Source organism: Profundibacter sp., from assembly GCF_056498605.1.
In genome coordinates, this window is sequence record NZ_JBSMEZ010000017.1 from 1 (window position 1) to 24,935 (window position 24,935).

Annotated in this window: 23 protein-coding genes and 1 tRNA gene; 11 read left to right on the forward strand and 13 right to left on the reverse strand. The window is 56.7% G+C overall.

Going from position 1 to position 24,935, the window contains the following annotated elements:
* The 5 genes from ACWB12_RS01610 to ACWB12_RS01630 form a co-directional block, all read left to right on the forward strand.
* The coding region (locus tag ACWB12_RS01610; RefSeq protein ID WP_479528308.1) for a pyridoxal-phosphate dependent enzyme at nucleotides 1-442 on the forward strand (442 nt) is incomplete at its 5' end.
* Entirely contained in the window at nucleotides 442-2,847 is a 2,406-nt protein-coding gene (locus ACWB12_RS01615) for a DUF3772 domain-containing protein (RefSeq protein WP_479528309.1), read from the forward strand. The genes ACWB12_RS01610 and ACWB12_RS01615, both read left to right, overlap by 1 nt.
* Complete coding sequence (locus ACWB12_RS01620; RefSeq protein WP_479528310.1) at nucleotides 2,844-3,563, forward strand: alanyl-tRNA editing protein; 720 nt, start codon at nucleotides 2,844-2,846, stop codon at nucleotides 3,561-3,563. The genes ACWB12_RS01615 and ACWB12_RS01620 overlap by 4 nt, the downstream gene beginning before the upstream one ends.
* 48 nt (nucleotides 3,564-3,611) lie before the next feature.
* Nucleotides 3,612-3,701, forward strand: a tRNA-Ser gene (locus ACWB12_RS01625).
* A gap of 261 nt (nucleotides 3,702-3,962) precedes the next feature.
* Nucleotides 3,963-4,091 (forward strand): ACT domain-containing protein, encoded by a 129-nt coding sequence (locus ACWB12_RS01630; protein ID WP_479528311.1) that lies wholly within the window; start codon nucleotides 3,963-3,965, stop codon nucleotides 4,089-4,091.
* 55 nt (nucleotides 4,092-4,146) lie between these two features.
* On the opposite strand, the gene ACWB12_RS01635 is transcribed toward ACWB12_RS01630, so the two are convergent.
* The 10 genes from ACWB12_RS01635 to ACWB12_RS01680 form a co-directional block, all read right to left on the reverse strand.
* Nucleotides 4,147-4,710 (reverse strand): outer membrane protein, encoded by a 564-nt coding sequence (locus tag ACWB12_RS01635; RefSeq protein ID WP_479528312.1) that lies wholly within the window; start codon nucleotides 4,708-4,710, stop codon nucleotides 4,147-4,149.
* Between the two features lie 105 nt (nucleotides 4,711-4,815).
* A complete protein-coding gene (locus ACWB12_RS01640; RefSeq protein WP_479528313.1) occupies nucleotides 4,816-5,040 on the reverse strand; it encodes a hypothetical protein in 225 nt (74 codons plus the stop codon).
* Complete coding sequence (locus ACWB12_RS01645) at nucleotides 5,010-5,156, reverse strand: hypothetical protein (RefSeq protein WP_479528314.1); 147 nt, start codon at nucleotides 5,154-5,156, stop codon at nucleotides 5,010-5,012. Before ACWB12_RS01645 ends, ACWB12_RS01640 begins: the two co-directional genes overlap by 31 nt.
* Before the next feature lie 225 nt (nucleotides 5,157-5,381).
* Nucleotides 5,382-5,909: a DUF4329 domain-containing protein gene (locus tag ACWB12_RS01650; RefSeq protein WP_479528315.1), complete on the reverse strand. Its 528-nt coding sequence runs from the start codon at nucleotides 5,907-5,909 to the stop codon at nucleotides 5,382-5,384.
* Nucleotides 5,910-6,010: 101 nt separating this feature from the next.
* Nucleotides 6,011-6,892 (reverse strand): 3-hydroxy-5-phosphonooxypentane-2,4-dione thiolase, encoded by an 882-nt coding sequence (gene lsrF / locus ACWB12_RS01655; protein WP_479528316.1) that lies wholly within the window; start codon nucleotides 6,890-6,892, stop codon nucleotides 6,011-6,013.
* Nucleotides 6,893-6,913: 21 nt separating this feature from the next.
* Complete coding sequence (locus ACWB12_RS01660; RefSeq protein WP_479528317.1) at nucleotides 6,914-7,591, reverse strand: beta/alpha barrel domain-containing protein; 678 nt, start codon at nucleotides 7,589-7,591, stop codon at nucleotides 6,914-6,916.
* A gap of 22 nt (nucleotides 7,592-7,613) precedes the next feature.
* The gene (locus ACWB12_RS01665) at nucleotides 7,614-8,063 is read right to left on the reverse strand and encodes an RbsD/FucU family protein (protein WP_479528318.1); all 450 of its coding nucleotides are present in this window, start codon (nucleotides 8,061-8,063) and stop codon (nucleotides 7,614-7,616) included.
* A gap of 66 nt (nucleotides 8,064-8,129) precedes the next feature.
* Nucleotides 8,130-9,182, reverse strand: coding sequence for a substrate-binding domain-containing protein (locus ACWB12_RS01670; RefSeq protein WP_479528319.1), 1,053 nt, complete (start codon nucleotides 9,180-9,182; stop codon nucleotides 8,130-8,132).
* Nucleotides 9,183-9,213: 31 nt separating this feature from the next.
* Nucleotides 9,214-10,260 carry an ABC transporter permease gene (locus tag ACWB12_RS01675; RefSeq protein WP_479528320.1) on the reverse strand — a complete coding sequence of 349 codons (1,047 nt, stop codon included), beginning with the start codon at nucleotides 10,258-10,260 and terminating at the stop codon, nucleotides 9,214-9,216.
* Between the two features lie 6 nt (nucleotides 10,261-10,266).
* On the reverse strand, nucleotides 10,267-11,790 hold the full coding sequence (locus ACWB12_RS01680; protein ID WP_479528321.1) for a sugar ABC transporter ATP-binding protein: 1,524 nt from the start codon (nucleotides 11,788-11,790) through the stop codon (nucleotides 10,267-10,269).
* A gap of 128 nt (nucleotides 11,791-11,918) precedes the next feature.
* Between ACWB12_RS01680 and mtnK the strand changes: the two genes are divergently transcribed.
* The gene (gene mtnK, locus ACWB12_RS01685) at nucleotides 11,919-13,193 is read left to right on the forward strand and encodes an S-methyl-5-thioribose kinase (protein ID WP_479528322.1); all 1,275 of its coding nucleotides are present in this window, start codon (nucleotides 11,919-11,921) and stop codon (nucleotides 13,191-13,193) included.
* Nucleotides 13,190-14,290, forward strand: a complete 1,101-nt coding sequence (gene mtnA, locus ACWB12_RS01690) for an S-methyl-5-thioribose-1-phosphate isomerase (RefSeq protein ID WP_479528323.1) — start codon at nucleotides 13,190-13,192, stop codon at nucleotides 14,288-14,290. Before mtnK ends, mtnA begins: the two co-directional genes overlap by 4 nt.
* A gap of 92 nt (nucleotides 14,291-14,382) precedes the next feature.
* Here the strand turns inward: mtnA and ACWB12_RS01695 are convergent, their stop codons facing one another.
* Complete coding sequence (locus tag ACWB12_RS01695) at nucleotides 14,383-15,357, reverse strand: sugar-binding transcriptional regulator (RefSeq protein ID WP_479528324.1); 975 nt, start codon at nucleotides 15,355-15,357, stop codon at nucleotides 14,383-14,385.
* A 111-nt stretch (nucleotides 15,358-15,468) separates the two neighbouring features.
* Here ACWB12_RS01695 and ACWB12_RS01700 point away from each other — a divergent pair, with 111 nt between their 5' ends.
* The 3 genes from ACWB12_RS01700 to fdhF all read left to right on the forward strand — a co-directional run bounded on the left by ACWB12_RS01700 (nucleotide 15,469) and on the right by fdhF (nucleotide 22,289).
* Nucleotides 15,469-17,535, forward strand: coding sequence for a bifunctional aldolase/short-chain dehydrogenase (locus tag ACWB12_RS01700; protein ID WP_479528325.1), 2,067 nt, complete (start codon nucleotides 15,469-15,471; stop codon nucleotides 17,533-17,535).
* 300 nt (nucleotides 17,536-17,835) lie between these two features.
* Entirely contained in the window at nucleotides 17,836-19,524 is a 1,689-nt protein-coding gene (locus ACWB12_RS01705) for an NAD(P)H-dependent oxidoreductase subunit E (protein ID WP_479528326.1), read from the forward strand.
* Nucleotides 19,524-22,289: a formate dehydrogenase subunit alpha gene (gene fdhF / locus ACWB12_RS01710; RefSeq protein ID WP_479528327.1), complete on the forward strand. Its 2,766-nt coding sequence runs from the start codon at nucleotides 19,524-19,526 to the stop codon at nucleotides 22,287-22,289. Before ACWB12_RS01705 ends, fdhF begins: the two co-directional genes overlap by 1 nt.
* A 46-nt stretch (nucleotides 22,290-22,335) precedes the next feature.
* On the opposite strand, the gene msrB is transcribed toward fdhF, so the two are convergent.
* Nucleotides 22,336-22,728, reverse strand: a complete 393-nt coding sequence (msrB, locus tag ACWB12_RS01715; RefSeq protein ID WP_479528328.1) for a peptide-methionine (R)-S-oxide reductase MsrB — start codon at nucleotides 22,726-22,728, stop codon at nucleotides 22,336-22,338.
* Nucleotides 22,729-22,856: 128 nt separating this feature from the next.
* Between msrB and ACWB12_RS01720 the strand changes: the two genes are divergently transcribed.
* Nucleotides 22,857-23,576, forward strand: coding sequence for a GNAT family N-acetyltransferase (locus tag ACWB12_RS01720; RefSeq protein WP_479528329.1), 720 nt, complete (start codon nucleotides 22,857-22,859; stop codon nucleotides 23,574-23,576).
* Here the strand turns inward: ACWB12_RS01720 and ACWB12_RS01725 are convergent.
* Nucleotides 23,573-24,754, reverse strand: a complete 1,182-nt coding sequence (locus ACWB12_RS01725) for a diaminopropionate ammonia-lyase (RefSeq protein ID WP_479528330.1) — start codon at nucleotides 24,752-24,754, stop codon at nucleotides 23,573-23,575. The genes ACWB12_RS01720 and ACWB12_RS01725 overlap by 4 nt on opposite strands.
* Nucleotides 24,755-24,935: the final 181 nt, after the last annotated feature.

Genomic DNA, 24,935 nt, shown 5'->3' on the forward strand with positions numbered 1-24,935 from the left:
CAAATCGCGCGATGTAAAAATCGCTATTGCCGACCCTGAAGGCGCTGCGCTGTTTAGCTATTACACCACGGGTGAACTTGCCTCCGAGGGTGGGTCCATCGCCGAGGGGATCGGGCAGGTTCGGATCACCAAGAACCTTGAGGGGTTAGAGGTCGACATGGCCTACCGCATTTCCGACACTGAAGCCTTGCCGATTATCTTTGATCTGGTGCTGTACGAGGGGCTGGTTCTGGGCGGATCAAGCGGCATCAATATTGCCGGTGCGATCCGCATGGCGCGCGAAATGGGGCCGGGCCATACCATTGTGACGATGCTGTGCGATTACGGCACGCGCTATCAGTCGAAACTGTTTAACCCCGCATTTCTGCGCGAGAAGGATTTACCGGTGCCCGACTGGCTGGATAAATCCACCCCAGATATGCCCGAGGTGTTTGAAACTTGATGCGTAACTTTCTATTCAGCCTACTAGTTCTGATCACGGTGTCCTTTGGCGCGGTTCAGGCGAATGCGCAAAGTTCTGAAACAAGTTCCAGCTCCAGCACCAGTCAGTCAGGCAGCTACGAGAAAACCATCGTCAACACCCTGTCGGCATGGGAACAAACCGCGCGACGGGCAGAAGAGGCGATTGATGCTGGACGGGCCTCGACATCGGCATTGGAAGAGTTGCGCACCCAATTGGTGACATGGCGCGAAAAATTCCTGACCGCGCAAAGCACCAACAAGGGCAGCATCCAGACGCTTCAGGCGCAGATTGATGCGTTGGGGCCAAAGCCGGAAGGCGGCGAAGAGGCCCCTGAAATAGCCGCACAACGCATCGAAATGGATACGCGGATGGCGCAGCTGCGCGCCCCCGCCAAAACAGCTGAAGTGGCCTATAGCCGTGCTGACGGTCTGATCCGCGGTGTCGACGAGATTATCCGCGCCCGCCAAACCGATGCCCTGCTGGAGCGCGGGCCATCGCCGCTAAATCCGGCACTTTGGAAAGGGGGGCTGGATGCGATCTATTCGTCGGCCCGTAATGTTAACAAAGAGTTGCTGACCGCGTGGGGCAGCCCGTCTCAACAGGTATTGCTAAAGGAAAACCTGCCGGTCATTGCGGTTTTGTTGCTGATCGCGTTTGTTTTACTGTTGCGCGGACGTCACTGGATGGAGCGCCTGACTTTTGCGGTGCAAGCCAAACAACGCAATGCTGGGCGCTGGATCATGGCGTTTTTGTTATCGCTTGCGCAGGTGGCATTGCCGTTGGTTGGCCTCCTTCTGTTGGTCGAGGCCATATATGCCACCGAGCTGATCGGGGTGCGGGGTGACATCGCGTTGTCGGCTTTTGTCGCGCTTGGGGTTGTCTTTTTGGTGGCGCGATGGCTGGGTGCGCGCATATTTCCCAAAAGCGAACATGTCATTCCGCCGCTAAACCTGATGCCACCGCAACGGCAAAAGGGGCGATTTTTTAGTGCAACACTAGGGCTGCTTTTAGGGCTAAATACGTTCATCCGGGTTGTTGGCCGGTTCGACAACTGGAGTATCGAAGCACTCTCGGTTGCGACTGCACCGGTTCTGGTGCTGGCTGGATATACACTGTTGCGCCTTGCGCGGTTGATGCGGCTGCATGTGAAAAACGAACAGGTCGAAGGCGAAGAGCGCAGCTATAAAAACCGGATTGTATTTTACCTGAGCCGCATCGTTCTGGTGCTGGCATTTGTTGGTCCAACCCTTGCTCTCGTCGGTTATTTGGAAGCCGCCCTTGCTATTGTATTCCCAACGGCAATGTCGTTAGGCCTGCTTGCCTTCCTGTTTATCCTGCAACGAATGATTTCGGAAATATACGCGCTGGTGATCGGTAGCGAGGAACGCGCCCGCGAGGCGTTGATCCCGGTGTTGATCAGCTTTGTTGTGGTGCTGTCGTCGGTGCCGTTCTTTGCCCTGATCTGGGGGGCGCGAACAACGGATTTGTTTGAAGTCTGGGCGCGATTCAAGGAGGGCTTCTCGCTCGGGGATGCGCGGATATCGCCATCGGATTTTCTGACCTTTGCGGTAATATTTGGCATTGGCTACATGCTAACCCGCCTGATACAGGGCACCCTGCGCACCACGGTTTTGCCTAAAACCAAGATGGATGTGGGCGGGCGCAACGCGATTGTGTCGGGCGTTGGATATATCGGGATTTTCCTTGCCGCTGTGGTGGCGATTTCCAGTGCGGGGATTGATTTGTCATCGCTGGCGATTGTCGCTGGTGCGCTGTCGGTAGGCATCGGGTTTGGTCTGCAAAACATTGTATCGAACTTTGTTTCGGGCATCATCCTACTGATTGAACGCCCGATATCCGAGGGCGACTGGATCGAGGTTGGCGGTCAGATGGGCTATGTGCGCGATATATCTGTGCGTTCAACCCGCATCGAGACCTTTGACCGAACCGACGTGATTGTGCCCAACTCGGACCTTGTATCTGGTGTTGTCACCAACTGGACGCGCGGCAATTCGGTTGGGCGGGTGATCGTGCCGGTTGGCGTGGCTTACGGCACCGATACAAAACGGGTCGAGGAAATTTTGCGCAATATTGCCGAGGCGCACCCGATGGTTCTGGCCAACCCCGGGGTGATTTTCCAAGGGTTTGGAGCGGATTCTCTGGACTTTGAAATCCGAGCGATCCTACGGGATGTGAACTGGAAACTGTCTGTTAAATCCGACATGAACCATGAAATCGCCCGTATTTTTGCCGAGGAAGGTATCGAAATACCGTTTGCCCAGCGGGATGTCTGGTTGCGCAACCCAGAAGTGTTGCAACCCGCGCCAGTCAAACCACCTCGCACCCCGAAGACACGCGCCCCGAAGAAAGGCAGCCCCAAATGACCGATCTGTTATTTCGCAGCGAACCTTATTTGCGTGAGAGTGTGGCCACTGTAACGGCCCACACGCCCGAGGGCGGCGTGGTGCTGGATCAGACTATCTTTTACGCCACGGGCGGTGGGCAGTCCGGCGATAGCGGCAGTTTGGCGTGGGACGACCGCAGCATGCTGATTGCCACCACGATCAAGGGCGAGGGCGACCAAATCGTGCTGTTGCCCGCTGAGCCCGCCCCGCTGCCACCGGTAGGATCGCAAGTGGTGCAAGTGCTGGACTGGGACCGGCGCCACCGTCATATGCGGGTCCACACGGCGCTGCACCTGCTGTCAGTGGTGATCCCGCTGCCGGTCACCGGCGGATCAATCGGAGCTGACAAGGGGCGGCTGGATTTTGACATGCCCGAGGCCTTGGCAGACAAGGATGCGTTAACGGTGCGCCTGAATGATTTGATTGCGCAGGATTTACCGGTGACCGAGGGCTGGATCACCGACGAGGAACTGGCCGCCAACCCGTCACTGGTCAAAACCTTGTCGGTGCAACCGCCCAAAGGCACGGGGCGGGTGCGCTTGATCGGGATCGGGGTTGGGGATGCGCAGATTGACCTGCAACCCTGCGGCGGCACGCATGTTGCCCACACCGGTGAAATCGGTCCGGTGCGGATCGGCAAGGTGCAAAACAAAGGTGTGCAAAACCGGCGGGTATACCTGCATCTGGAAAGTTAGTTTATGCCCTTGCATATGCGGGTGTTGTCAGGCTAAAACGCCGCTTACGGACAGGTGGCCGAGTGGTCGAAGGCGCACGCCTGGAAAGTGTGTAGGCGGGAGACCGTCTCCAGGGTTCGAATCCCTGTCTGTCCGCCAGCCACCACTTTCACTCATTTGCATTCAATACAGTTCAGTTGCTTATAGCACTGTTTTATATGGCTTATTTGCATTCATTGTTGCTTTCCATTCCTATTCGATTATATTGGTTTCTATTCATTGCGTGGTATAGAATGTGGTATTTTGGATGGCCTATCATAGCGGCAAACTGACAAAGAACCTTGTTCGGACACTTGGCGCAGGGCGTCATGGTGATTGCAACGGATTTTATTTGGTGGTTGATCCGTCAGGGGCTTTGCTTTGGGCCGTGTGGTGAAAGACGGCGAGGCGATTGCGCTGGTGGGCGTGGATGCCCCGTTTGATGCGGCCACGCTCAAAACCATTGGCAGCTTGCCGCAGGTGAAGCAGGCCAAAGCGCTGGCGTTTTAATAACAAAGGCCGCGCAAGCGAATTTGCGCGGCCTTTCCCTAGCCTGAATACCGTTTCAGAAGGTCATACCGGCCCGCACCGAAATCGTATTTAATGAAAAGTTGGTTTCGTAATAAGCTGGGCCGGTTGGGCCGGAAATATCGCGCACAAGATACTCCAACCCGACAAAAAACTGGCTTCCGACGCGGTAATCTATGCCCGCCCCGTAAACTATGCCGCTCGGATATTCGATATCACCGCCAATATCGTGCATAGATTGTGTCCACCCGGCGACGCCATAAATCAGGGCATCTCCGGCGCTAAAGCCAAGCCGCGCCTTAAGGTCAATCGTGTCGCCTAAATGATAGGTCGGGCTGGTCACTTCGGCAACGTTTGAAAGGTCCTGATATACCAGCTCGGCCCCGTATATAAAATTGCCAGCCGAAAAATTATAGCCCCCGAACAGGCCGTAGCCATCCCCCTCAATGGGAAGCTCCGCAGGGGTGCTATAGTTCATGGTTCCTGACGTATTTGAATAAAGCAGGCCGGCATAGGCACCATCCCAAGCCGATTGGGCGTAGGCGGTAACGGCAGAAGATGCAAGCATAGTGCCCGCGAGTAGTAACTGTGTTAATTTCATGTAGTAGGCTCCTGAATTTATTACATGCTTGTATGCGAAATGTGAAATGCAGACGATGATTGTATTAAATTAACAATTCGTTAAGCGTGCGTAAAGAGCTTTCTGTTAAACCAGCCCCAGCCGTGCCCGCGCCACATAGCGCCCCATGCCCAGTAGGCTGGCCACCGTTAGGCCAATGGCAAGGCCCAGCCAGATGCCGATAGCCGCGAGGCTGGTATATTGTGACAGCAAGTAAGCAGCCGGAATGCCGATGCCCCAGTAAGAAAACAGTGCAAATTGCATCGGCACACGGGTGTCTTTTAGGCCACGCAACTGCCCCGCGGCGAGCACCTGCCGAGCACCTGCAATGTGTCCACCAGTTGAAAGCCCGCCGCCACCGCGAGCAGGGGCACAGCAAAGGCCAGAATGGCGGCGGCGTCTTTGGTTTTGAAATCCAGAGCAGTCATCTGCGCGCCTGCAAGCGTTTCGCGGCTTGGTTGGGGCGCTCACGGTATGCGAAACAGAGTGTTCTTTAATACGTTGGGAATTGAATAGGTATAGATTTGGCGATGGTAGGGTGGATTTATTTGCAGGTCGTGGTATGAAGTGTGGTATGTCAATTATACATTGTAAAATAATATACTGTTTGCAGATGGTTAGTGAAATTTAATGTCGGACTGTCTGTCCGCCACTTACCATGTTTTTTCGGCTTCGATTTTCTGCAATTCCTCATAGCTATAGGACGCGTGGATTTTGCCATCTCCCCCTGCTATGAATTCCGGATCCTGTTTCAGGCAGCCGATCCCGCATATCTGGCTGACTTCCATATCCTGACTGTCGCTATACCTCAGCCTCCCGCCTGGGGTTGAGATGTAGCCGTCTATTCCTTCTTCTTCGTCCCCGTCCATGTCGGCGACTGATGGTAATTCGGCGCGGGCACCTGGATCATATGATCCGTGGGTATGATATGATGCGATGACATCCATGTTGTCGGGGGCTTTGCCAAGGCAGCTGTCATGCCGTCCGCGTCTGGCATTCGAGGCAAACAGCATGCCTTTTTCGTCATATCCAATATAGCCGCAATATTCGCGGTTTTTGCGAAACGACACATCCTGCAACTGGTTGAGGACGGATTTCACCAGATCAACTTCGCCGGATGATTGTGCGAATGTGGTGCCCGAGAGGAGCAGGCTGGTAACAAGGATGGTGTGTTTTATCATGGCGCCCTCGTCTGTGTATGTGCGGGACGTTCATAGCGTGGATAGGGAGGCGGGGAAAGCGGGCGGTTGGGCAAGGCCGAAACCGCCCGCTTTGTGATGGTTTAGCCTTCGGATTTCAGATCGTTATACATCTCGAATGCCTCTTTCGCTGGCATCAGTTCATGCACCACTTTGGACACCGCCTTGATCATCGCAATCGGCGCGTCCGACTGGAAGATGTTGCGCCCCATGTCGACGCCCGCCGCACCCTGATCAACCGCGCGGAACGCCATGTCGAGCGCTTCCAGTTCCGGCAGTTTTTTACCGCCAGCGATCACAATGGGCACGGGGCAGCCTGCGACAACCTTCTCGAACCCTTCCTCGATGAAGTAGCTTTTGACGTAATGCGAGCCGATTTCAGCGGCAATACGCGTGGCCAGCCCGAAGTAGCGCGCGTCGCGGGCCATGTCTTTTCCAACGCCGGTCACGGCCAGTGTCGGGATGCCGACCTTCATGCCGCTGTCTATCAGTTTGATCACATTGGTGATGGATTTATGCTCGAACTCGGCGCCGATATAGACCTGTGCCGCCATCGCGCAAACGCCCATGCGCACCGCGTCGTCGATATCAACGGCGATGGTTTCGTTCGACAGTTCCGACAGGATCGAGTTGCCACCCGAGGCCCGCATCACGATCGGTTTGGTCACGGTCGGCGGGATCACCGAGCGCAGGATGCCGCGGGTGCACATCAAAACATCCGCATGTTCGGCCAGCGGCAGGATGTTCAGATCAATCCGCTCCAGACCCTTGGTCGGCCCCTGAAAATAGCCATGATCAAAGGCCAGCATTACGGTGCGGCCCGACACGGGGTTGAAAATCCGGCTCATCTTGTTCTTGATGCCCCAGTCGTAATTGGCACCGCCTTTCAGGAAGAAACCTTGTTTGTCTTGCGGGGTGTTCAGCCCAAAGTCTTTGCCGTCTTTGATGTCGTCTAGATCTGCCATGATATTTCCTGTCTTTGGGGTTTAAGTGTTCGTTGTTTCCAGTGCCTTGACCATCGCGGTATAGGCACGTTTGGGTTTTTTCGCGCCCAGTACGGCGCTGCCGCTGACCACCATATCGGGGGTGCAGGCGGCGATTTCGGTAATTGTTTCTTTGGTAACGCCACCGTCAAAGACGAGCACAGCATCCGGCGCAAGGGTGCGTAGTTCTTTTAGACGCGCACAAGCGGCGGTAATGTCGGGCGGGGTGCCGCGCGGGTCGAGCGACAGCACAAGGATCATATCGGGGTTGAGCGCCAGCAGGGGGGCGGCGTCTTTAAGTGTGGTGCCGGGCATCAGGGCAAGGCCTGCCAGAACGGTGCCTTTTGCGGCTTTGATGGCCTCAATCGCCGCAGCCGCGCCGTCAGATTCAGTATGGACCGTGATCATGTCAGCGCCGGCCTTGAGGTAGCTTTCTACATGGTCGGCGGGGTTCTGCACCATCAAATGCACGTCGCGCAGCATACCAACGTCCATCGCGGCAACGAAGCCCGGACCACCGATCATTTGCGGCACAAACACCCCGTCCATCACGTCGAAATGTAAGGTTTTACAGCCCCATTCCGCCACGTTTTGCGCCGCACGGCGCAGATTGCCCAGATCAGCGGCAAACATACCAAGGCTGATGCCGCGGGCTCGGGATTTCAGATCATCAATGCTCATCATCAGGTTCCTAAAACACTTCCTAAAACACCACGCCTTTGCGCAGGATAAAGCAGCCATAGGGCCGTTGTTCGGATGTGGCAACCACCGCAAATGCGTTATTGGCGCGCGCATAAAAATCTTGTCGCTCGATACTGCCTAGATTAGCACCGTCAGGTTTGGCGGCGGTCAGAACCTCGAACGCTTGATGGTGAACATCCCCCATTTCATCGGGCGCATCGTCAACCTGCATACGCCATGCACAATTTTCGGTGAACCCGTCCAAAGGCATCAGCGCGGTGATCAGGCCAATCGCCTCGGGCAGCATCATTGCGGGCAGGTGGATTACCTCGCCCCAAATGGTGCTGGCAGCGGTGGATGCGGCGGGGAAATTGGCGTCAACCACAACCAGTTCGTCCCCATGCCCCATTTGCATCAGGCAGGTCATCAAATCGGGTGTCATGCGGGCGTCAATCCCGTGCAGCATATCCATATCTCCTTAAAAAGGGGTCGCGAGCATTTTCCTCGCAACCCCCGTGTTTTTCAAATGCCTTAGATTCTAGCGTGGGGGCAGGGGCATCCATGCAGGAACGGCAACGTCAGCATGGGCAAACTGAGGCATGCTTTTGCTCAGGGTTTCCATGTTGGTGATGTCGTTGTCATTCAGGAATTTTTGCGTGATCAGGGTAGGCGGCACCACAACGTTGTGACCCGGATCTTCGCCAGCCAGCAGCATCGCCAGCGCGCGCACAGAAACTTCGCCAACCACAGCGGGGTTGGTGGCCACAGTTGCGGCCCAAGCACTGCCAGCTTCGCGCATTGCGGAAATGTCGGCGGTGGAAACGTCGGCTGAATAGATATCAATCTGATCGGTCATGCCTGCCTCGTCCACAGCAATTTTCACGCCTTTGGCAAATTCGTCATAGGGCGCGAACATCACGGTGATCTCAGGGTTTGCTTGCAGAACCGAACGCGCCTGATTGGCAACCGAATTGGCAATCGGATTGTCCAACGTGCCAAACATCGCCACTTCCTCGATGCCCGGATGGGCGGCTTTGATATCTTGCCATGCGACATCACGGCGATCCAGCGGCGCAATACCAGCCACGTAAACATAACCCGCTTTCCAAGTGTCGCCATTATCGGCAACGGCCTGTTCCAGCGCCAGTTTGCCCAGCAGATAGTCAGATTGTTCAACCTGCGGGATGGCATCGTTTTCAACGTTCACGTCAAACGCCACAACCTTGATCCCCGCGTCAATCGCCCGCTGTGCGGCCTCTTGCATGGATTCGGTCAGGCCGTGCTGAATGATGATCCCGTCCACACCCAGCGCGATGGCTTGATCAACCATATCGGCCTGAAGTGCGGCGTCCTGACGGCTGTCAAATACCCGCAGATCAACGCCGATAGCGGCGGCTTGGGTTTCAACGCCAGACAGGTATGCCTGAAAAAAGTCGCCAGTAGACAAATAACGCACCAGTGCGATTTTCACATCGCCTGCGTTATCAAACGGGGCAGGCATTTCGCCCGCCATGGAAGAGGAGGCAAAGCCGGTTGCTAGAGCAGCAATCCCGCCAGCCATTCCCAGAACAATACGTCTAGATAATTTCATGTTAGTTCTCCCTTTAGTGGTTCAGTTTAGTTTAATGGTTAGAGCCCCCGCGCCGACCCGTCAGCACGAAGGTAAAGACGAGGGCAATCACAAGCACGGCCCCCTTAACGAAATCCTGGGTGTAGTAGGGCGCGTTCATCATCGTCAGCCCTTGCAGCAGGATGCCGACAAACAGCGCACCGATGGCGGTGCCAAAGGCGTTTGGTTTGGCAACCCCCAGCACGGCGAACCCGATCAGGGCGGCGGCGACAGAATCCAGCAGCAGGTTATTGCCCGATGCAATATCGCCCCGCCCCAAACGCGCTGCCAACAAAATGCCCCCGACCGAGGCCAGCACGCCGGAAATCATATAGGCGATGACTTTATAGCGGTTCACATTGGTGCCCGCCAATGCAGCAGCGCGCTGGTTTGATCCGATGGCATACATCAGGCGGCCATGGCGTGTCAGTTCTAGAAATACCCAGCACAGGATCGCGACGATCACCAGAATGACCACCGACACAGGGATCAGGTTATCAATGAAGAAATCAAAACGGTGGCGGCCCAGCCACAGGAATTCAGGTGCGAATGTGCCGTTTGCAGTTTCTCCCCCGGGCAGTTTCATACCGGTTGCGATGGAACGGCCTTCGGTCGGGATGCGTTGCAAGCCGATCAGCAGGAACATCATGCCCAAAGTGGCCAACAAGTCCGGTACCTTCATTTTGACGATCAACAGCCCGTTGACCAGCCCGATCAACGCGCCCATCACCAGACAAGCTACGACCGCGGCAACGGCGCCCATCTCCAGCACCACCATGACGTAGGCCGATAGCATCAAGGCGGACGTGGCGGTAGAACCGATCGACAGGTCAAACCCGTCAACCACCAGCGTGAACGTCACCCCCAGCGCCAGAATGCCAGTGATTGCTACTGATTGGAAGATAAACACAGCGCTATAGGGGCTTAAGAACCCCTCGGCGGCAATCGAGAAATACAGCAGCAGGCCCGCCAGCAGCGTCAAAAATCCGTAACGGATGGCATAGTCCACGAATGTCTTCTTCGGGGCCATGTCTTTGATATTTGTCGCGTTGTCCTGCATTATGGTCTATCCGTCCACTCTGGTTTCTTTGTTATTTCCGTTCAGGCCGGCGACCTGCGCCACCACCTGTTTGATATCCAGATCAAGGTTGCGATGTTCACCGACGATTTCGCGGTCGGCCAAAACGATGATCCGGTCGGCGATTTCCATCACCTCGTCCATTTCGGATGCCATCACGATAGTAGCCCGCCCTTTGGCGGTTTCGCGAATTTTGGTGCCAATATCGCGCCGCGCCTTGATGTCGACGCCCTGAAATGGCTCGTCCAGTATCAACACATCCGACGGCTGGCTAAGCCAGCGACCTATCACCACCTTTTGCTGGTTGCCGCCTGACAGTGTGCCGATATCGTCGTGTTCAGACTGGCAAATGATGTTCAGATCCTTGATTGTATCGCGTGCGCCGCGCGCCTCGGCAGTGCGGTTGACAAAGGACAGGGTGGAAAACCGCGCCAAAAACGGGGCCGAGATGTTTTTGGTCAGGTTATGGTCCTGCAACACCCCGTTGGTGCCGCGATCCTTGGCGCACATGAACACACCTGATTCAATCGCGTGGCCGGGGGATTTCGGCGCATAGGGCGCCCCCTTCAGGGTTAACGAACCACCTGCGGGTTTGCGTAGCCCGTATAAAATCGCCGCCAGTTCGGATTTGCCCGACCCGACAAGGCCGGTAATGGCGACAACTTCGTCGGTGTTGATGGTCAGCGATATTTTCGGCGATCCCGCGCGGATTTGCACGTCTTTCAATTCCAGCACCGGCGCACCGGCGTCTTTGTAATCTAGCGCGGTATCGACCATCTTATGACCCAGCATCGCATTCACGGCGGCCTCGTAATCCAGTGGTTTTTCGTCAAACCGTCCGACGATTTCACCATCGCGCATGCTGACAATTCGATCAGCTATGCGATGAATGTCGCTGGTTCGGTGCGAGATATAGAGGATTGCCACGCCTGCATCGCGCAGCCGGTCCAGCAGGGTGAACAGGCGGGCGGCTTCGGTGGCGGAGAGCGACGACGTGGGTTCGTCCAATATCATCAGCTTGGGTTCATGCGCCATTGCGCGGGCAATCGCCACCAGTTGGCGGTCGGCCAGCGCCAATTCACTGACGGGTTGGGTGACGTCCACGTTCAATCCCATTGATGCAGCCAGTTTGCGGGCCTTTGCCCGAATTTCACGGCGTTTCAGGAAAAACCCGCTGCCGGGTTCCGCCAAAGTGTCCAGCATCAGGTTCGAGGCCACATCCAGATCGGGGATCACCCCGTCGTTGATGTTTTGGTGCACAGTGACGATGCCTTTGCTGATCGCCTCGGATGGGGTGGCGGGGCGTATCACCTCGCCAAACATCTTCAGGGTGCCGTTATCGGCCGGATGAACGCCGCAGATCACCTTGACCAATGTGGATTTGCCTGCGCCATTGGCCCCCATCAATACGGTGACTTCGCCAGAGTATAACTCAAGGTCAATGCCGCGCAGCACATAGTTGGTGCCGAACGCTTTGGTCAGTCCCTGAATTTCAACAGCTGCCTTTGGCATTGCCAATCGTCCCCCATAGACGTCAATCCTATGGGGATAATAGCAAATGTCAATCATCATTGACAAATGACTATTACATAAGGAATGTTAAGGCAGATGACGGACACAGAATGATGATGGAGGGCACCGTGTCAGATCAAAGCGCCAAATATGAACCGCTAACCGTTGAAACGATCCCTGCGCGGCTGCGTAACGTTAAAGCCGTTACAGATCTGTTGGGTACTGATACAGCCGCGTGGGTCGCTGACGAGGTAGGGGATGGCAACCTGAACCTTGTGTTCATCGTCAAAAGCCAGAAAGGGGCGGTGATCGTCAAGCAGGCGCTGCCCTATGTGCGTCTGGTTGGCGACAGCTGGCCCTTGCCGCTGAAACGCGCGTTCTTTGAATATCACGCCCTGATCCGGCAGGCCGAACGTGCTCCCGGAACTGTGCCGGAAATTTATCATTTTGATGAAGAACAAGCGATGATCGTGATGGAGTTTTTGCAACCCCACATCATCCTGCGCCAATCGCTGATGGCGGGTGTCAAACATGAAGGTTTGGCCGATGTGATGGGCAAATACACCGCCCAAACCATGTTCCGTGGCTCCGATCTGTCGATGGACCCGATGCGCAAAAAGGCCGATCTGGCGTTGTTCGCCGGTAATGGCGAGCTGTGCGACATCACCGAAAATCTGGTATTTTCCGATCCGTATTTCGATGCGGAACTGAACCACCACACGTCTGGGCTGGATGATATTGTGGCGCGATTACGGGCCGATATTGATCTGAAGGTTGCAGCCCAAGATATGAAGTCGAAATTCGTCAATAACGCCGAAACCATGCTGCATGGCGACCTGCACACCGGCAGCATTATGGTGACCGACACCGAAACCATGGTGATCGATCCCGAGTTCGCCACTTACGGGCCGATGGGGTTTGATGTGGGCATGTTGCTGGCCAACTTTTTTATGGCTTATTACGCCCAACCTGGCCATTCGGAGAAGGTCGGCGCACGGGTCGCGTATCAGGACTGGATACTGGGCGTGGTCAGCAACATCTGGTCAGGGTTCTGTGATGAATTTTCCCGCCTCTGGCGCACCGAACGCACCGGCATCTTGCATCAGCACACATTGTTTGAAGATCAGGGCGATAACCTTGCCTCGGAACAGGCGCTTGCCAGCCGCCTGAACCACATTTTTCAGGATACGCTGGGGTTTGCCGGAGTTGAAATAATCCGCCGCACCCTGAGCCTCGCCCATATCGCGGAAAACGACATGATCGAGGATGAGGACATGCGGGCCGATTGCGAGGGCAGGGGCTTGCGATTGGGCCGCTCATTGGCGGTTAATAGGGCGGATTTTGCAGATATGAATAGCGTGATTTCACAGGCGCGGATGATTGGACAAAAGGACAGGATATGAAAGTTGGCGATAAACATTACCGTTCCATCTGGTTCGATCATGACAGCGGACAAGTGCAGATCATCGACCAGCGTTGGCTGCCGCATGAATTCCGCGTGGTCGACCTGAAAACGCGCGATGATTTCGTGGCGGCGATCCGCGATATGTGGGTGCGCGGCGCGCCGTTGATCGGGGCGACGGCAGCTTATGGCGTGGCCGTTCAAATGGCGCTGGATCCGTCTGATGCTTCGTTGTCCGAAACATGGGACATTCTGCATGAAACCCGTCCGACTGCGATTAATCTGCGGTGGGCGCTGGACGATATGAACGCGATTTTGCAACCGCTGCCAGTAGGTGAGCGCGCGGCGGCAGCGATGGCGCGGGCGCATGTGATTGCGGATGAAGACGTGGAATGTAACCGTCAGATCGGCCTTCATGGTCTTGACATAATTAAAGAAATCGCCGCCAGGAAAAAACCTGGCGAGGTGATCAACATCCTGACCCACTGTAATGCCGGATGGCTGGCCACGGTGGATTGGGGCACGGCGACATCACCGATGTATCACGCCGATCAGGCGGGCATTCCGATCCACGTCTGGGTCGATGAAACCCGTCCGCGCAATCAGGGCGCGTTGCTGACCAGTTGGGAAATGAACAGCCACGACATCCCGCATCACCTGATTGTCGACAACGCAGGCGGCCATTTGATGCAGCACGGCCAAGTCGATCTGTGCATCGTCGGCACCGACCGCACCACGGCACATGGCGACGTGTGCAACAAGATCGGCACCTATTTGAAAGCGCTGGCGGCGCATGACAATAATGTGCCGTTCTATGTGGCGCTGCCCTCGCCAACCATCGACTGGACCGTTAAGGATGGCGTCACTGAGATCCCGATCGAGGAGCGCACAGATACAGAAGTCACCCACGTTCAGGGCAAGCTGGCGGATGGCACCATAGGCGAGGTGCAAATCAGCCCCGACGGAACCCCCGGCGGTAATCCGGCGTTTGACGTCACCCCTCGGCGCCTGATCACCGGATTGATCACCGAACGCGGCGTGTGCGAAGCCTCGCCCGAAGGGTTGGCGGCGCTGTTTCCTGACAGGGTGATAGATTGAATTAAAGAGGCGCCACTCACGGAGTTGGCCCCGCCCTGATAATTGGTAAAAAAGTGACGATATCTTGGATGGGGCCGACTTGTGTGGGATGCTTAATGGCTTGCCTCCAGCATGCCCTTGGCGGTTTCCACGCTGGTGACCACATGGGTAACATAGCCACCGGCAATCGCGGCCAGCATCGGGCGCACCTTATCCGTCCCCACAGACACCAGCAGGCCTATATCCAGCCCCAGCAGTTTGTCCAGCTCAACCCCGATCATCCGGTCGTCCAGATCACCAGGGATGAAACGGCCAGCCGCATCAATGAACCGGCCGCACAGAACGCCGGCGGCACCTTGGCTGATATACCAGTCCAGATCGGCATGACTGGCCACCCCGCTGCCTACGATGTGACTGCTGTGATCAACCGATCCAGCCGCAAATATCGCTTTGTTGCAGTGACTTAGGGCGTCTATTTGATCTCGTATTATGGGTTCGGCCCGCAGGCGTGCGGCCAAATCCGGATCACTCAAAACCGCGGGCGCGTGCAGGTTGATCACCTTGGCCCCCAGCCGTTGTGCCAGATGCGCCGAACATATTTCAGCGGTGAACCCGTATGGCGTGGCCATTGACCCCACCAGTTGCGACACCGTGATGTTTTCGGTTTGGGTTTGTGCCATCGCCTCCGCCACCTCGTAAACAGTGCGCCCCCACGATACGCCCAAACGGTCACCGGTTTCCAACAGGCTGGGCAACCATTCGGCGGCCCCGCGCGCCACCCGCAACAGGGCGTCTTCTTCGTTGCCAGTGCCGTCGGGCACCACATAGGCTGCACTCAGGCCGAATTTCTCGCGTATTTCCTGTGCCAGCCGGTGGGTAGTGAATGCTTTGGGGGCTAGACTGATCCGGATAAACCCGCGTTCTTTGGCCTCTTGCAGGTAATTCACCACCGTGGCCCGTGACACGCCGAGGTGCGCCGCGATGTCGGTCTGGTTCAACCCGTCATGGTAATACAGCCATGCCGCTTCGATGACGATGCTTTCGCCCGAAACTTGTCCCGATGGTCTTCTGCGTGTTACTGTTGCCATTCCGCTTCCTTTTTTATATTTGACACCGTATGCTGACAATTGTCAAAACCAATTGTCAAACATGGCCCGTTCGCGTGGCTGTGTGGAATATTCAAATTACATAGGTGCGTCATGGTTGCAAACCGTTGGGATGAAAACGAGTCGAAAAATCTGGTGGCAGAGGCGGGGAATGATCCGGCGGATATGGCCTTGGCGATACAGGGCTATGCCTCGCGATTGCTGGGTGCGGATATGGCGCTGGTGCAGCATGGTGGGGGCAATACATCCTGCAAGGTCACTCGCAAGGATTTGTTTGGTGCGGACATTGCAGTGCTGCATATCAAGGGCAGCGGTCAGGATTTGGCGATGATTGACGCCGCCGGAATGCCCGCAGTGCGGCTGGAGCCATTGCTGGCCCTGCGCGCGCTGGATGGGTTAAGCGACGAGGATATGGTCAACACCGTGCGTGCCAATATGCTGGACACCAGCGGGCCGAACCCGTCCGTTGAAGTCCTGCTACATGCCTACCTGCCACACGCCTTTATCAACCACACCCACGCCACCGCGATGCTGGCTATTGCCGACCTGCCCAATGCCGCCGAGGTGGTGCAGGAAATCTTTGGCGGCAAGGTGGCAGTCGTGCCGTTTCACATGCCTGGTTTTGCCTTGGGCAAGGCGGCGGCCGGGGTCTATGAGGCCAATCCCGATGTCGAAGGATTGCTGTTGCTCAATCACGGGCATTTCACCTTCGCGGGCGATGCCAAGACGGCATATGATCTGATGATCACCCATGTGAACATGGTCACTGATTGGCTCGAGCGTAAAAGCGGTAAGGGGTTAAAGCTATCTGGTCCGGCTGATCTAGCGATGGAGGCCAAAGCGATTGACCTGATGCCGGTTTTGCGCGGCATTCTGGGCGAGCGTCGTGCGCAATTTCTTGGCAACCGTGATGCCGCCATGCCGGTGATGGACCTGCGGGCAGGGGAAAACGTGCAGGAGTTTTTTGCCCGTCCCGATGTTGAGGAACTGGCCAAACGCGGTGTAGCAACCCCAGATCATGTGATCCGCACCAAGAATTTTCCGCTAGTGCTGAATGCCCAGACCTTGGCGGGTGGCAAGGATGCGATTGCGGCGACGATCGATGCCTACATCACTGATTACACTGACTATTTTATTCGCAACAACACCCGCGTTGGCGGCGGAAAAACCTTGTTGAACCCCGTGCCTGATGTGGCATGGGTTGAAGGCGTCGGCATTATTGGCATGGGCGCAAACGCCACCGAGGCCCGCATTGCTGCCGATCTGGCGGAACAAAACATCGCCGCGATGAGCAATGGTGAGGATTGCGGCGGTTTCCATCCTGTTGGCGAGAAAGACCTGTTTGATATGGAATACTGGTCACTGGAACAGGCCAAGCTGCCCAGCCGCAATTATCCCCGCTTTGCAGGGCACGTTGTGATGGTGACAGGCGGTGGTGGGGCTATCGGGCTGGCCACGGCACAGGCCTTTGCCGATCTTGGGGCCAACATCTTTCTGGTTGATCTGGGCGAGGAGGCGCTTGAAAAAGCACTCACCGCTCTTGGTCCTGATCACGATGGTATCGCGCTCGATATCACCGCAGACGGGGCGGCGGGCAGGGCGGTCAGCGCCTGCACCGCGCGGTTTGGCGGGCTGGATATTTTGGTCTCTAACGCTGGTGCCGCATGGACCGGCGAAATGATCGGGCTGGATGATGCGCTGTTGCGCAAAAGTTTCGATCTTAACTTCTTTGCGCACCAGACATTTTCCAAAGCCGCCGCACAGGTATTCGAGGTCCAGAACCGTGGCGGCCAACTGCTCTATAACGTCTCAAAACAGGCAGTGAACCCGGGCAAGGGCTTTGGCGCATACGGCCTGCCAAAGGCCGCCACCTTCTTCTTGCTGCGTCAACTGGCGCTGGAACTTGGGCCAATGGGCGTGCGGGTCAACGGCATTAATGCCGACCGCATCCGTTCCGGCCTGCTGGATGATGAATTCATCAAGGAACGCGCAAAGGCGCGCGGCATTGACGAGGGCACCTATATGGCTGGTAACCTGATCCGCCGCGAGGTCGAGGCCCGCCATGTCGCCGATGCCTTTGTGGCGCTGGCGCTGGCGGAACGCACCACGGCGCATGTGATGACGGTGGACGGCGGCAATATCGAGGCTGCCCTAAGGTAAAGGAATAGAGGCATACCTTCCTCGTTCTTCTTGCCTAAGAGCAATTTGCATTAACCGGAATCGGAATTTGCCCCAAGAGCAGGCGAATTCCGATGCTTATTTTTTGGTTCAATGCAAACCGCTCGTAATACCAGCGCCGCAAGCACATCAATCTTAAATGAATGCATGCTGTGTCGCCAATGTATGCACCAATGTCGCGGATCACTTTTGCCGTTGACCAGAATACGTGTAACTAATTCTTGAATTAACACGGAATGGGGCAGACACTCGCTCTTGAATAAACGCGTTGGGGCAAAGAACATGGCGAAAGACGAACAAAACGGCGTCTGGAAATCGGGACGCGGCAAGGGGCGGCATACGCCAAAAGGCCGCCAGCTGGATGATAATGCTCAAAACGATGTCCGTTCGCTGATCGCCCCCAGTCAAATGGCGCGCGATATGCTGATCGAAAACCTGCATGCCCTACAGGACGCCTACGGGCATTTATCCGCTGCCCACCTTCACGCTCTGGCCGAAGAAATGCGCCTTTCTATGGCCGAGGTCTACGAGGTCGCTAGTTTCTACGCCCATTTTGATGTGGTGAAAGAGGACGAGACCCCGCCACCCGCCTTGACTATCCGTGTTTGCGACAGTCTGTCTTGCGAAATGGCCGGCGCTCAGCAGTTAATGGCCGCCCTTAAGGACGGGATGGATGCCAGCGAAGTCCGCGTTCTGCGTGCGCCCTGCATGGGTCGCTGCGATACGGCACCTGTGCTGGAATTGGGTCATCATCACATTGATCACGCCACGCTCAATAAGGTCAACGCGGCGATTGCAGCGGGGGACACCCATGCGCATGTGCCTAAATACGAGGATTACGCGGCTTATGTTGCGGCTGGCGGCTACACCGCGCTAAAACAGTTGCGCGATGCAGGCAATTGGGAAGATGTGCAAGAGAAAATTCTCGCCTCTGGCCTGCGTGGTCTTGGCGGGGCGGGCTTTCCATCCGGCACCAAATGGGGCTTTGTGAGGGGCAATGCTGGCCCGCGTTATCTGGCGGTGAACGGCGACGAGGGCGAGCCTGGCACCTTCAAGGACCGTTATTATCTGGAACGAAACCCCCATCTGATGCTTGAGGGTATGCTGATCGCCGCATGGGCGGTTGAGGCGGAACGCTGCTATATCTACATGCGTGATGAATACCCTGCCGTGATCGAGATATTAAAACGCGAAATCAGTATGTTAGAGGCCGAAGGTGTTGTCGATGAGGGGGTCATCGAGCTGCGCCGTGGTGCCGGTGCCTACATCTGTGGCGAAGAAAGCGCGATGATTGAAAGCATCGAGGGCAAGCGCGGTATGCCGCGTCACCGCCCGCCGTTTGTGGCCGAAGTGGGCCTGTTTGGCCAACCAACCTTGGTTCATAATGTCGAAACCCTGCACTGGGTCGCGCGGGTCTGCCGTGAGGGGCCTGAGGTCTTGAATAGCGTCGAGCACAACGGCCGCAAGGGCTTGCGGAGCTATTCGGTTTCGGGACGGGTGAAAAACGCAGGCGTGCATCTGTTGCCCGCTGGCTCCACCATCACCGACATCATCGCAGCCGCAGGCGGCATGCGCGACGGCCACAGTTTCATGGCATATCAGCCCGGCGGCCCATCCTCGGGCCTGCTGCCCGCCAGTATGGACGATATCCCGCTGGATTTTGACACCTTGCAGTCGCATGGCACCTTTATTGGGTCCGCTGCCGTGGTGGTTCTTTCTGATCACGATAGCGCACGGGCCGCCGCCCTAAATATGCTGCGGTTCTTCGAGGATGAAAGCTGTGGCCAATGCACGCCTTGTCGTGTGGGGTGCGAGAAGGCGGTGAAGCTGATGCAGGCCGAGGTCTGGGATCAACCGCTGCTCGAGGAAATCTGCACTGCGATGGCAGACGCCTCGATCTGCGGGCTGGGGCAGGCGGCCCCCAATGCGATCCGCTTGACGATGAAACATTTCAAAGACGAGGTGTCCTGATGACCGATCCGATTACATTCACGCTGAACGGCGAACAGGTCACGGCCCAAGATGGCGAAAGCATTTGGGAAGTTGCCAACGGACGCGGGCTAATCATCCCGCATCTGTGTCACAAGCCCGCCAAGGGTTACCGACCTGACGGCAACTGCCGCGCCTGCATGGTTGAAATCGAGGGCGAGCGCACCTTGGCCGCCTCCTGTATCCGCACCCCGACCGATGGCATGGTGGTGACCACCGATTCCGCCCGCGCCAAAACTGCCCGCAAGATGGTGATTGAAATGCTGGTCACCGATCAGCCAGCGCAGGACATCGCGCACGATAAATCCTCGCATTTCTGGGATATGGCAGCGCTTGAAAACGTGTCAGACAGCCGCTTGCCGAAACTTGAAGTCCCCCGCATCCCGCTGCTCGATGACAGCCACGTTGCCATGCGGGTCAACCTTGACGCCTGCATCCAGTGCAACCTGTGTGTGCGGGCCTGCCGCGAGGTGCAGGTCAATGATGTGATTGGCATGGCGGGGCGCGGCCATGATGCCTATCCGGTGTTTGATATGAATGACCCGATGGGCGACAGCACCTGCGTGGCCTGCGGCGAATGCGTGCAGGCCTGTCCAACAGGCGCGTTGATGCCCGCCACAGTGCTGGACAGTTATCAGCATGGCGACAGTGCCGATTATGACAGCGAAGTCGCCAGCGTCTGCCCGTTCTGCGGTGTCGGTTGCCAGATTTCGCTGAAAATCAAGGACGGGCAGGTTAAATATGTCGAGGGGCTGGATGGCCCCGCGAACGAGGGGCGTTTGTGCGTAAAAGGGCGCTTTGGCTTTGACTACATCCACCACGACCACCGCATCACCAAGCCGCTGATCCGCCGCGAGGATGCCCCCGCCAAGGGGCTGAATGTGAACCCCGCAAACCCGTTGACCCATTTCCGCGAGGCTACATGGGATGAAGCGCTGGACGCTGCCGCCAATGGCTTGGCCCATCTGCGTGACAGCCATGGTGGCGAGGCTGTGGCTGGTTTCGGGTCAGCCAAATGCACCAATGAAGAGGCCTATCTGTTCCAGAAACTGATCCGTCAGGGCTTTGGTCATAACAACGTCGATCACTGCACGCGGTTGTGCCACGCCTCTTCCGTGACGGCGCTGATCGAAAACGTGGGGTCAGGGGCTGTCACCGCTACTTTCAATGAAATCGAAAACGCCGATGTGGCCATCGTGATCGGCTGTAATCCGATCGAAAACCATCCCGTCGCCGCCACGTTCTTTAAGCAATTCACCAAACGCGGCGGCAAGCTGATTGTGATGGACCCACGCGGCCAAGCTCTGAAACGTCACGCCACCCATATGCTACAGTTCCGGCCCGGTGCGGATGTCTCGCTGCTGAATGCAATGATGCATGTGATCGTCGAGGAGGGGCTGCAAGACGATGCCTACATCGCCAAATTCACCGAAAACTGGGAGGCTGAAAAATCGCACCTAGCCGATTTTACCCCCGAAGCCATGAGCGGTATTTGCGGCATTTCAGCCGAGGATATCCGCGCCGCCGCCCGCACCTTTGCGTGCGGATCTGCGGGCCTGATCTTTTGGGGCATGGGCATCAGCCAACACATCCACGGCACCGATAATTCGCGCTGCCTGATCTCGCTGGCTTTGATGACTGGGAATATAGGTAAACCCGGTACGGGGCTGCACCCGCTGCGGGGGCAAAATAATGTGCAAGGGGCCTCGGACGCAGGGCTGGTGCCGATGTTTTTGCCGGATTATCAATCCGTTACCGATGACGGAGTGCGCAGCGCCTTTACCGAGGTCTGGAAGTCCGGTGATTTCAGTAATGAAAAGGGGCTGACGGTGACTGAAATTCTGGACGCGGTCCATGCGGGTCAAATCAAGGGTATGTATATCCTTGGTGAAAATCCCGCCATGTCGGACCCAGATGTGACCCACGCCCGTCAGGCGCTGGCCAAACTGGATCACCTTGTAGTGCAGGATATTTTCGTCACTGAAACCGCCAATTACGCCGATGTGATCCTGCCGGCCTCGGCCTTTGCTGAAAAGAACGGCACCGTCACCAACACCAACCGTCAGGTGCAAATGGGCCGCGCCGCGATTGCCCCACCAGGGGACTCGCGCGAAGATTGGTGGATCGAGGTCGAGCTGGCGCGCCGTTTGGGGCTGGACTGGACCTATACCCATCCGCGCGAAGTATTCGCAGAAATGAAGCTGAACATGAACAGCCTTGATAATATCACTTGGGAGCGGTTAGAGGCGGTGAATGCGGTGACCTACCCGTCGCTTTCCCCAACCGATCCGGGTCAGGCGATTGTGTTTGGTGATGGCTTCCCGCGCGACGATAACCGCGCCCGTTTCACCCCCGCCAGCCTGATTGCGCCTGACGAGGTGCCGGATGAGGATTACCCGATGATCCTGACCACAGGTCGGCAGTTGGAACATTGGCACACGGGATCAATGACACGGCGCTCAAAGGTGCTGGACGGGTTGGAGCCCGAAGCGAACTGTTCGCTGCATCCCCGCACATTGCGCGAGATGGGGGTGAAGGCAGGTGAAATGCTGACCCTGACCACGCGGCGCGGCGCGGTCACAATCATGGCCCGTGCGGACCGTTCCGTGGCCGAGGATATGGTGTTTTTGCCCTTTGCCTTTGTCGAGGCAGCTGCCAACATCCTGACCAATCCGGCGCTGGACCCATATGGCAAAATCCCCGAGTTCAAGTTTTCAGCGGTGAAGGTGGAAAAGGCATCAGCCTAACCCCATTTTCGTTCCATAAATATCCGCGTCGCAGGCATAGAATCTCTTATTCTTTGCCTTCAAACCGCAGCGCCACACCGTTCAGGCAATAGCGCAAACCTGTTGGTTCCGGCCCATCGGGAAACACATGCCCCAAATGTGCAGCACAGGTGGCGCAATGCACCTCGACACGCTTCAAGAACAGCTTGCGGTCGTCGGATTCGCCAATCGCATCGGGTGTTGTGGGCTGAAAAAAGCTGGGCCAGCCAGTGCCCGATTCAAACTTTGTCTCCTGATCAAACAGCGGTGCATCACAGCAAATGCAATGGAACATGCCTGCCTGTTTGGGGAATTCATCATGGCTATGTGAACGCTCGGTGCCGTGCTTGCGCGTCACTTTATAAGCAAGATCAGACAATTGGGCGCGCCATTCTTCATCGGTTTTGGTGATTTTTACCATGATGTAATCCTGTTCTGGGCCCCGTCTGGGCCCGATCTGGGGTTGTGTGTTTCGCGTCTGTGACCCATATTTAGGGGTAGTCGGCCAAAGGGCAAGTCCCCTGTTTGGCCTATCACAAGAGGTTGACCATGCTGATCCTTGAAAGGGGCCGTTACCGCGCACGTTTTGCCGATGGCGATGCGGATATTTTGGCCTCGCAATCGCTGCGCAAGCTGGCTTTTGCCGATGCTATAACAGGGCTGGAATGCGATACCTTTGATGCGCGCTGCGATCATGTTCTGATCGAGGAAATAACCACTGGAAAACTGGTGGCCAGTTACCGGTTGATGCAAATGATGGGGGTGGACATCGGGCAGAGCTATTCGGCGCAGTTTTACGATTTGACGGCTTTGCAAAACTTCAAAGGGCCGATGTTGGAGCTGGGGCGGTTTTGTGTTCACCCCGATCACAGTGACCCTGAAATCGTGCGTGTCGCTTGGGCGATGATGACGCGTGTTGTAGATGGGCAAGGGGTAACGATGCTGTTTGGCTGCTCGTCCTTTGCGGGTTGTGACGGGGCAGCGTATAGCGATGCGTTTTCACTGCTAAAGGCGCGGCATCTTGCGCCGGATCAATGGCGCCCGTTGGTCAAGGCGCAGGATGTTGTCATCTTCGACGATGCCACCCTGTCGCATAAGGCGCTGCGGGTTATTCCGCCGCTGTTGCGCACCTATCTGGCGATGGGCGGCTGGGTGTCGGACCACGCGGTGGTGGACCGCGATATGAACACGCTGCATGTGTTTGTCGGGGTGGAAACCGCCGCGATTCCCGAAACCCGCAAACGCCTGCTACGGGCAGTGGCGGGCTAACCCGCGAGGATTTTACGATAAATATCGGGGTCAGTTGCGCCTTCGGTTCCGATCAGCAAAACGCGGGCGTTGTTATCAAGGCCCAAGGTTTCACGATGTCCTATATCTGCGCTGGCGGCAATCAACGCCGCTAATCCGGCAACCGCAGATTCGCCAGCCGTAATGGCGGGATCATTCCCCAAAGGGGCACCAAGAAGGCGCATTGCGGGGGCAACGAAATCGTCGGGAACAGTGGTGAATGCCGATGCTTCTTGGCGCAGGATGTCCCAGGCCAGTGGTGATGGCTCACCACAGGACAATCCGGCCATCATGGTTTCGGTCTGGATGTCGACGTTGGTGATTGCCCCATTGCGGGCACTGGCAAATAGGCAGGCCGCGCGATCTGGTTCGACCACAACGATATGCGGGCATTGCGCCCCCCAACGTTGGCGCATCCCCGCCCCAACCGCCGCCGCAATCCCGCCAACGCCGCCCTGAACAAATACATGGGTTGGCGCGCTGTCCAGCGCCTGATTGGCCTCGTGGATCAGCATACCGTATCCGGCCATCACGTCGCGGGGCGGTTCGGTGTATCCGGCCCACGAGGTGTCCGAAACAACAAACCATCCCTGTGCCGCCGCTTCATCGCGGGCAATCCGGACCGAGGCATCATAATCGCCATCAATGCGGATAATTTGCGCGCCAAAATCGGCCATTGCATCGGCGCGGTTCTGGCTGACTTGGCTGTGGATATAGATATGGCAAGGGGCGCCGAACCGTTGTGCGCCCCAAGCAAGTGATCGCCCGTGATTGCCGTCCGTGGCCGTGACCAGCGTTATTGTTGCGGCATCGCGCGCGTATTTCCGCGTGCGGATATCGGCGAGCGTCACCGGATGGCCGCGCATCTGGCTGATCTGTTGTTGCAACACACGACAGGCCGCATAGGCCGCACCAAGTGCCTTGAAACTGCCCAGCCCGAACCGCTGCCCCTCGTCCTTGTAATGCATAGCGGCCAATTGCAATACCGCTGCCAATTCAGGCAACGCGTGTAGCGGGGTGGGGGCATAGCCCTGCCACGCGCTAATCTCGACCCGCGCATTGGCAAAGTCATCCGGGCTGATCACTGTATCGGCAGCGTTCTCGCCAGTGCGTTGATGCGGGATCACATGTAAATTGGCAGAGCAAAAATCGTCAAACATCGGTTGATCCCCTCAAGTTTATTTCTGCTGTGCTACCCCGTTTTTGCAGTTTAACCAAGGGGGGTGGTTGACGCCGCGCATCCCACACCGTAGCCAGCGGATATGGCACGTGCACCTTTATTACAGCTCTCGGACATTTCGCTCACATTCGGGGGCGATCCGGTTTTTGATGGCCTGTCCC

What these genes read in the sequence shown, in the direction of transcription:
- ACWB12_RS01615 (WP_479528309.1), top strand. Translation starts at nt 442, where the DNA reads ATGCGTAACTTTCTATTCAGCCTACTAGTTCTGATCACGGTGTCCTTT.
- ACWB12_RS01620 (WP_479528310.1), top strand. Translation starts at nt 2,844, where the DNA reads ATGACCGATCTGTTATTTCGCAGCGAACCTTATTTGCGTGAGAGTGTG.
- ACWB12_RS01635 (WP_479528312.1), bottom strand. Translation starts at nt 4,710, where the DNA reads ATGAAATTAACACAGTTACTACTCGCGGGCACTATGCTTGCATCTTCT.
- ACWB12_RS01645 (WP_479528314.1), bottom strand. Translation starts at nt 5,156, where the DNA reads ATGACTGCTCTGGATTTCAAAACCAAAGACGCCGCCGCCATTCTGGCC.
- ACWB12_RS01650 (WP_479528315.1), bottom strand. Translation starts at nt 5,909, where the DNA reads ATGATAAAACACACCATCCTTGTTACCAGCCTGCTCCTCTCGGGCACC.
- lsrF (WP_479528316.1), bottom strand. Translation starts at nt 6,892, where the DNA reads ATGGCAGATCTAGACGACATCAAAGACGGCAAAGACTTTGGGCTGAAC.
- ACWB12_RS01660 (WP_479528317.1), bottom strand. Translation starts at nt 7,591, where the DNA reads ATGAGCATTGATGATCTGAAATCCCGAGCCCGCGGCATCAGCCTTGGT.
- ACWB12_RS01665 (WP_479528318.1), bottom strand. Translation starts at nt 8,063, where the DNA reads ATGGATATGCTGCACGGGATTGACGCCCGCATGACACCCGATTTGATG.
- ACWB12_RS01670 (WP_479528319.1), bottom strand. Translation starts at nt 9,182, where the DNA reads ATGAAATTATCTAGACGTATTGTTCTGGGAATGGCTGGCGGGATTGCT.
- ACWB12_RS01675 (WP_479528320.1), bottom strand. Translation starts at nt 10,260, where the DNA reads ATGCAGGACAACGCGACAAATATCAAAGACATGGCCCCGAAGAAGACA.
- ACWB12_RS01680 (WP_479528321.1), bottom strand. Translation starts at nt 11,790, where the DNA reads ATGCCAAAGGCAGCTGTTGAAATTCAGGGACTGACCAAAGCGTTCGGC.
- mtnA (WP_479528323.1), top strand. Translation starts at nt 13,190, where the DNA reads ATGAAAGTTGGCGATAAACATTACCGTTCCATCTGGTTCGATCATGAC.
- ACWB12_RS01695 (WP_479528324.1), bottom strand. Translation starts at nt 15,357, where the DNA reads ATGGCAACAGTAACACGCAGAAGACCATCGGGACAAGTTTCGGGCGAA.
- ACWB12_RS01700 (WP_479528325.1), top strand. Translation starts at nt 15,469, where the DNA reads ATGGTTGCAAACCGTTGGGATGAAAACGAGTCGAAAAATCTGGTGGCA.
- ACWB12_RS01705 (WP_479528326.1), top strand. Translation starts at nt 17,836, where the DNA reads ATGGCGAAAGACGAACAAAACGGCGTCTGGAAATCGGGACGCGGCAAG.
- fdhF (WP_479528327.1), top strand. Translation starts at nt 19,524, where the DNA reads ATGACCGATCCGATTACATTCACGCTGAACGGCGAACAGGTCACGGCC.
- msrB (WP_479528328.1), bottom strand. Translation starts at nt 22,728, where the DNA reads ATGGTAAAAATCACCAAAACCGATGAAGAATGGCGCGCCCAATTGTCT.
- ACWB12_RS01720 (WP_479528329.1), top strand. Translation starts at nt 22,857, where the DNA reads ATGCTGATCCTTGAAAGGGGCCGTTACCGCGCACGTTTTGCCGATGGC.
- ACWB12_RS01725 (WP_479528330.1), bottom strand. Translation starts at nt 24,754, where the DNA reads ATGTTTGACGATTTTTGCTCTGCCAATTTACATGTGATCCCGCATCAA.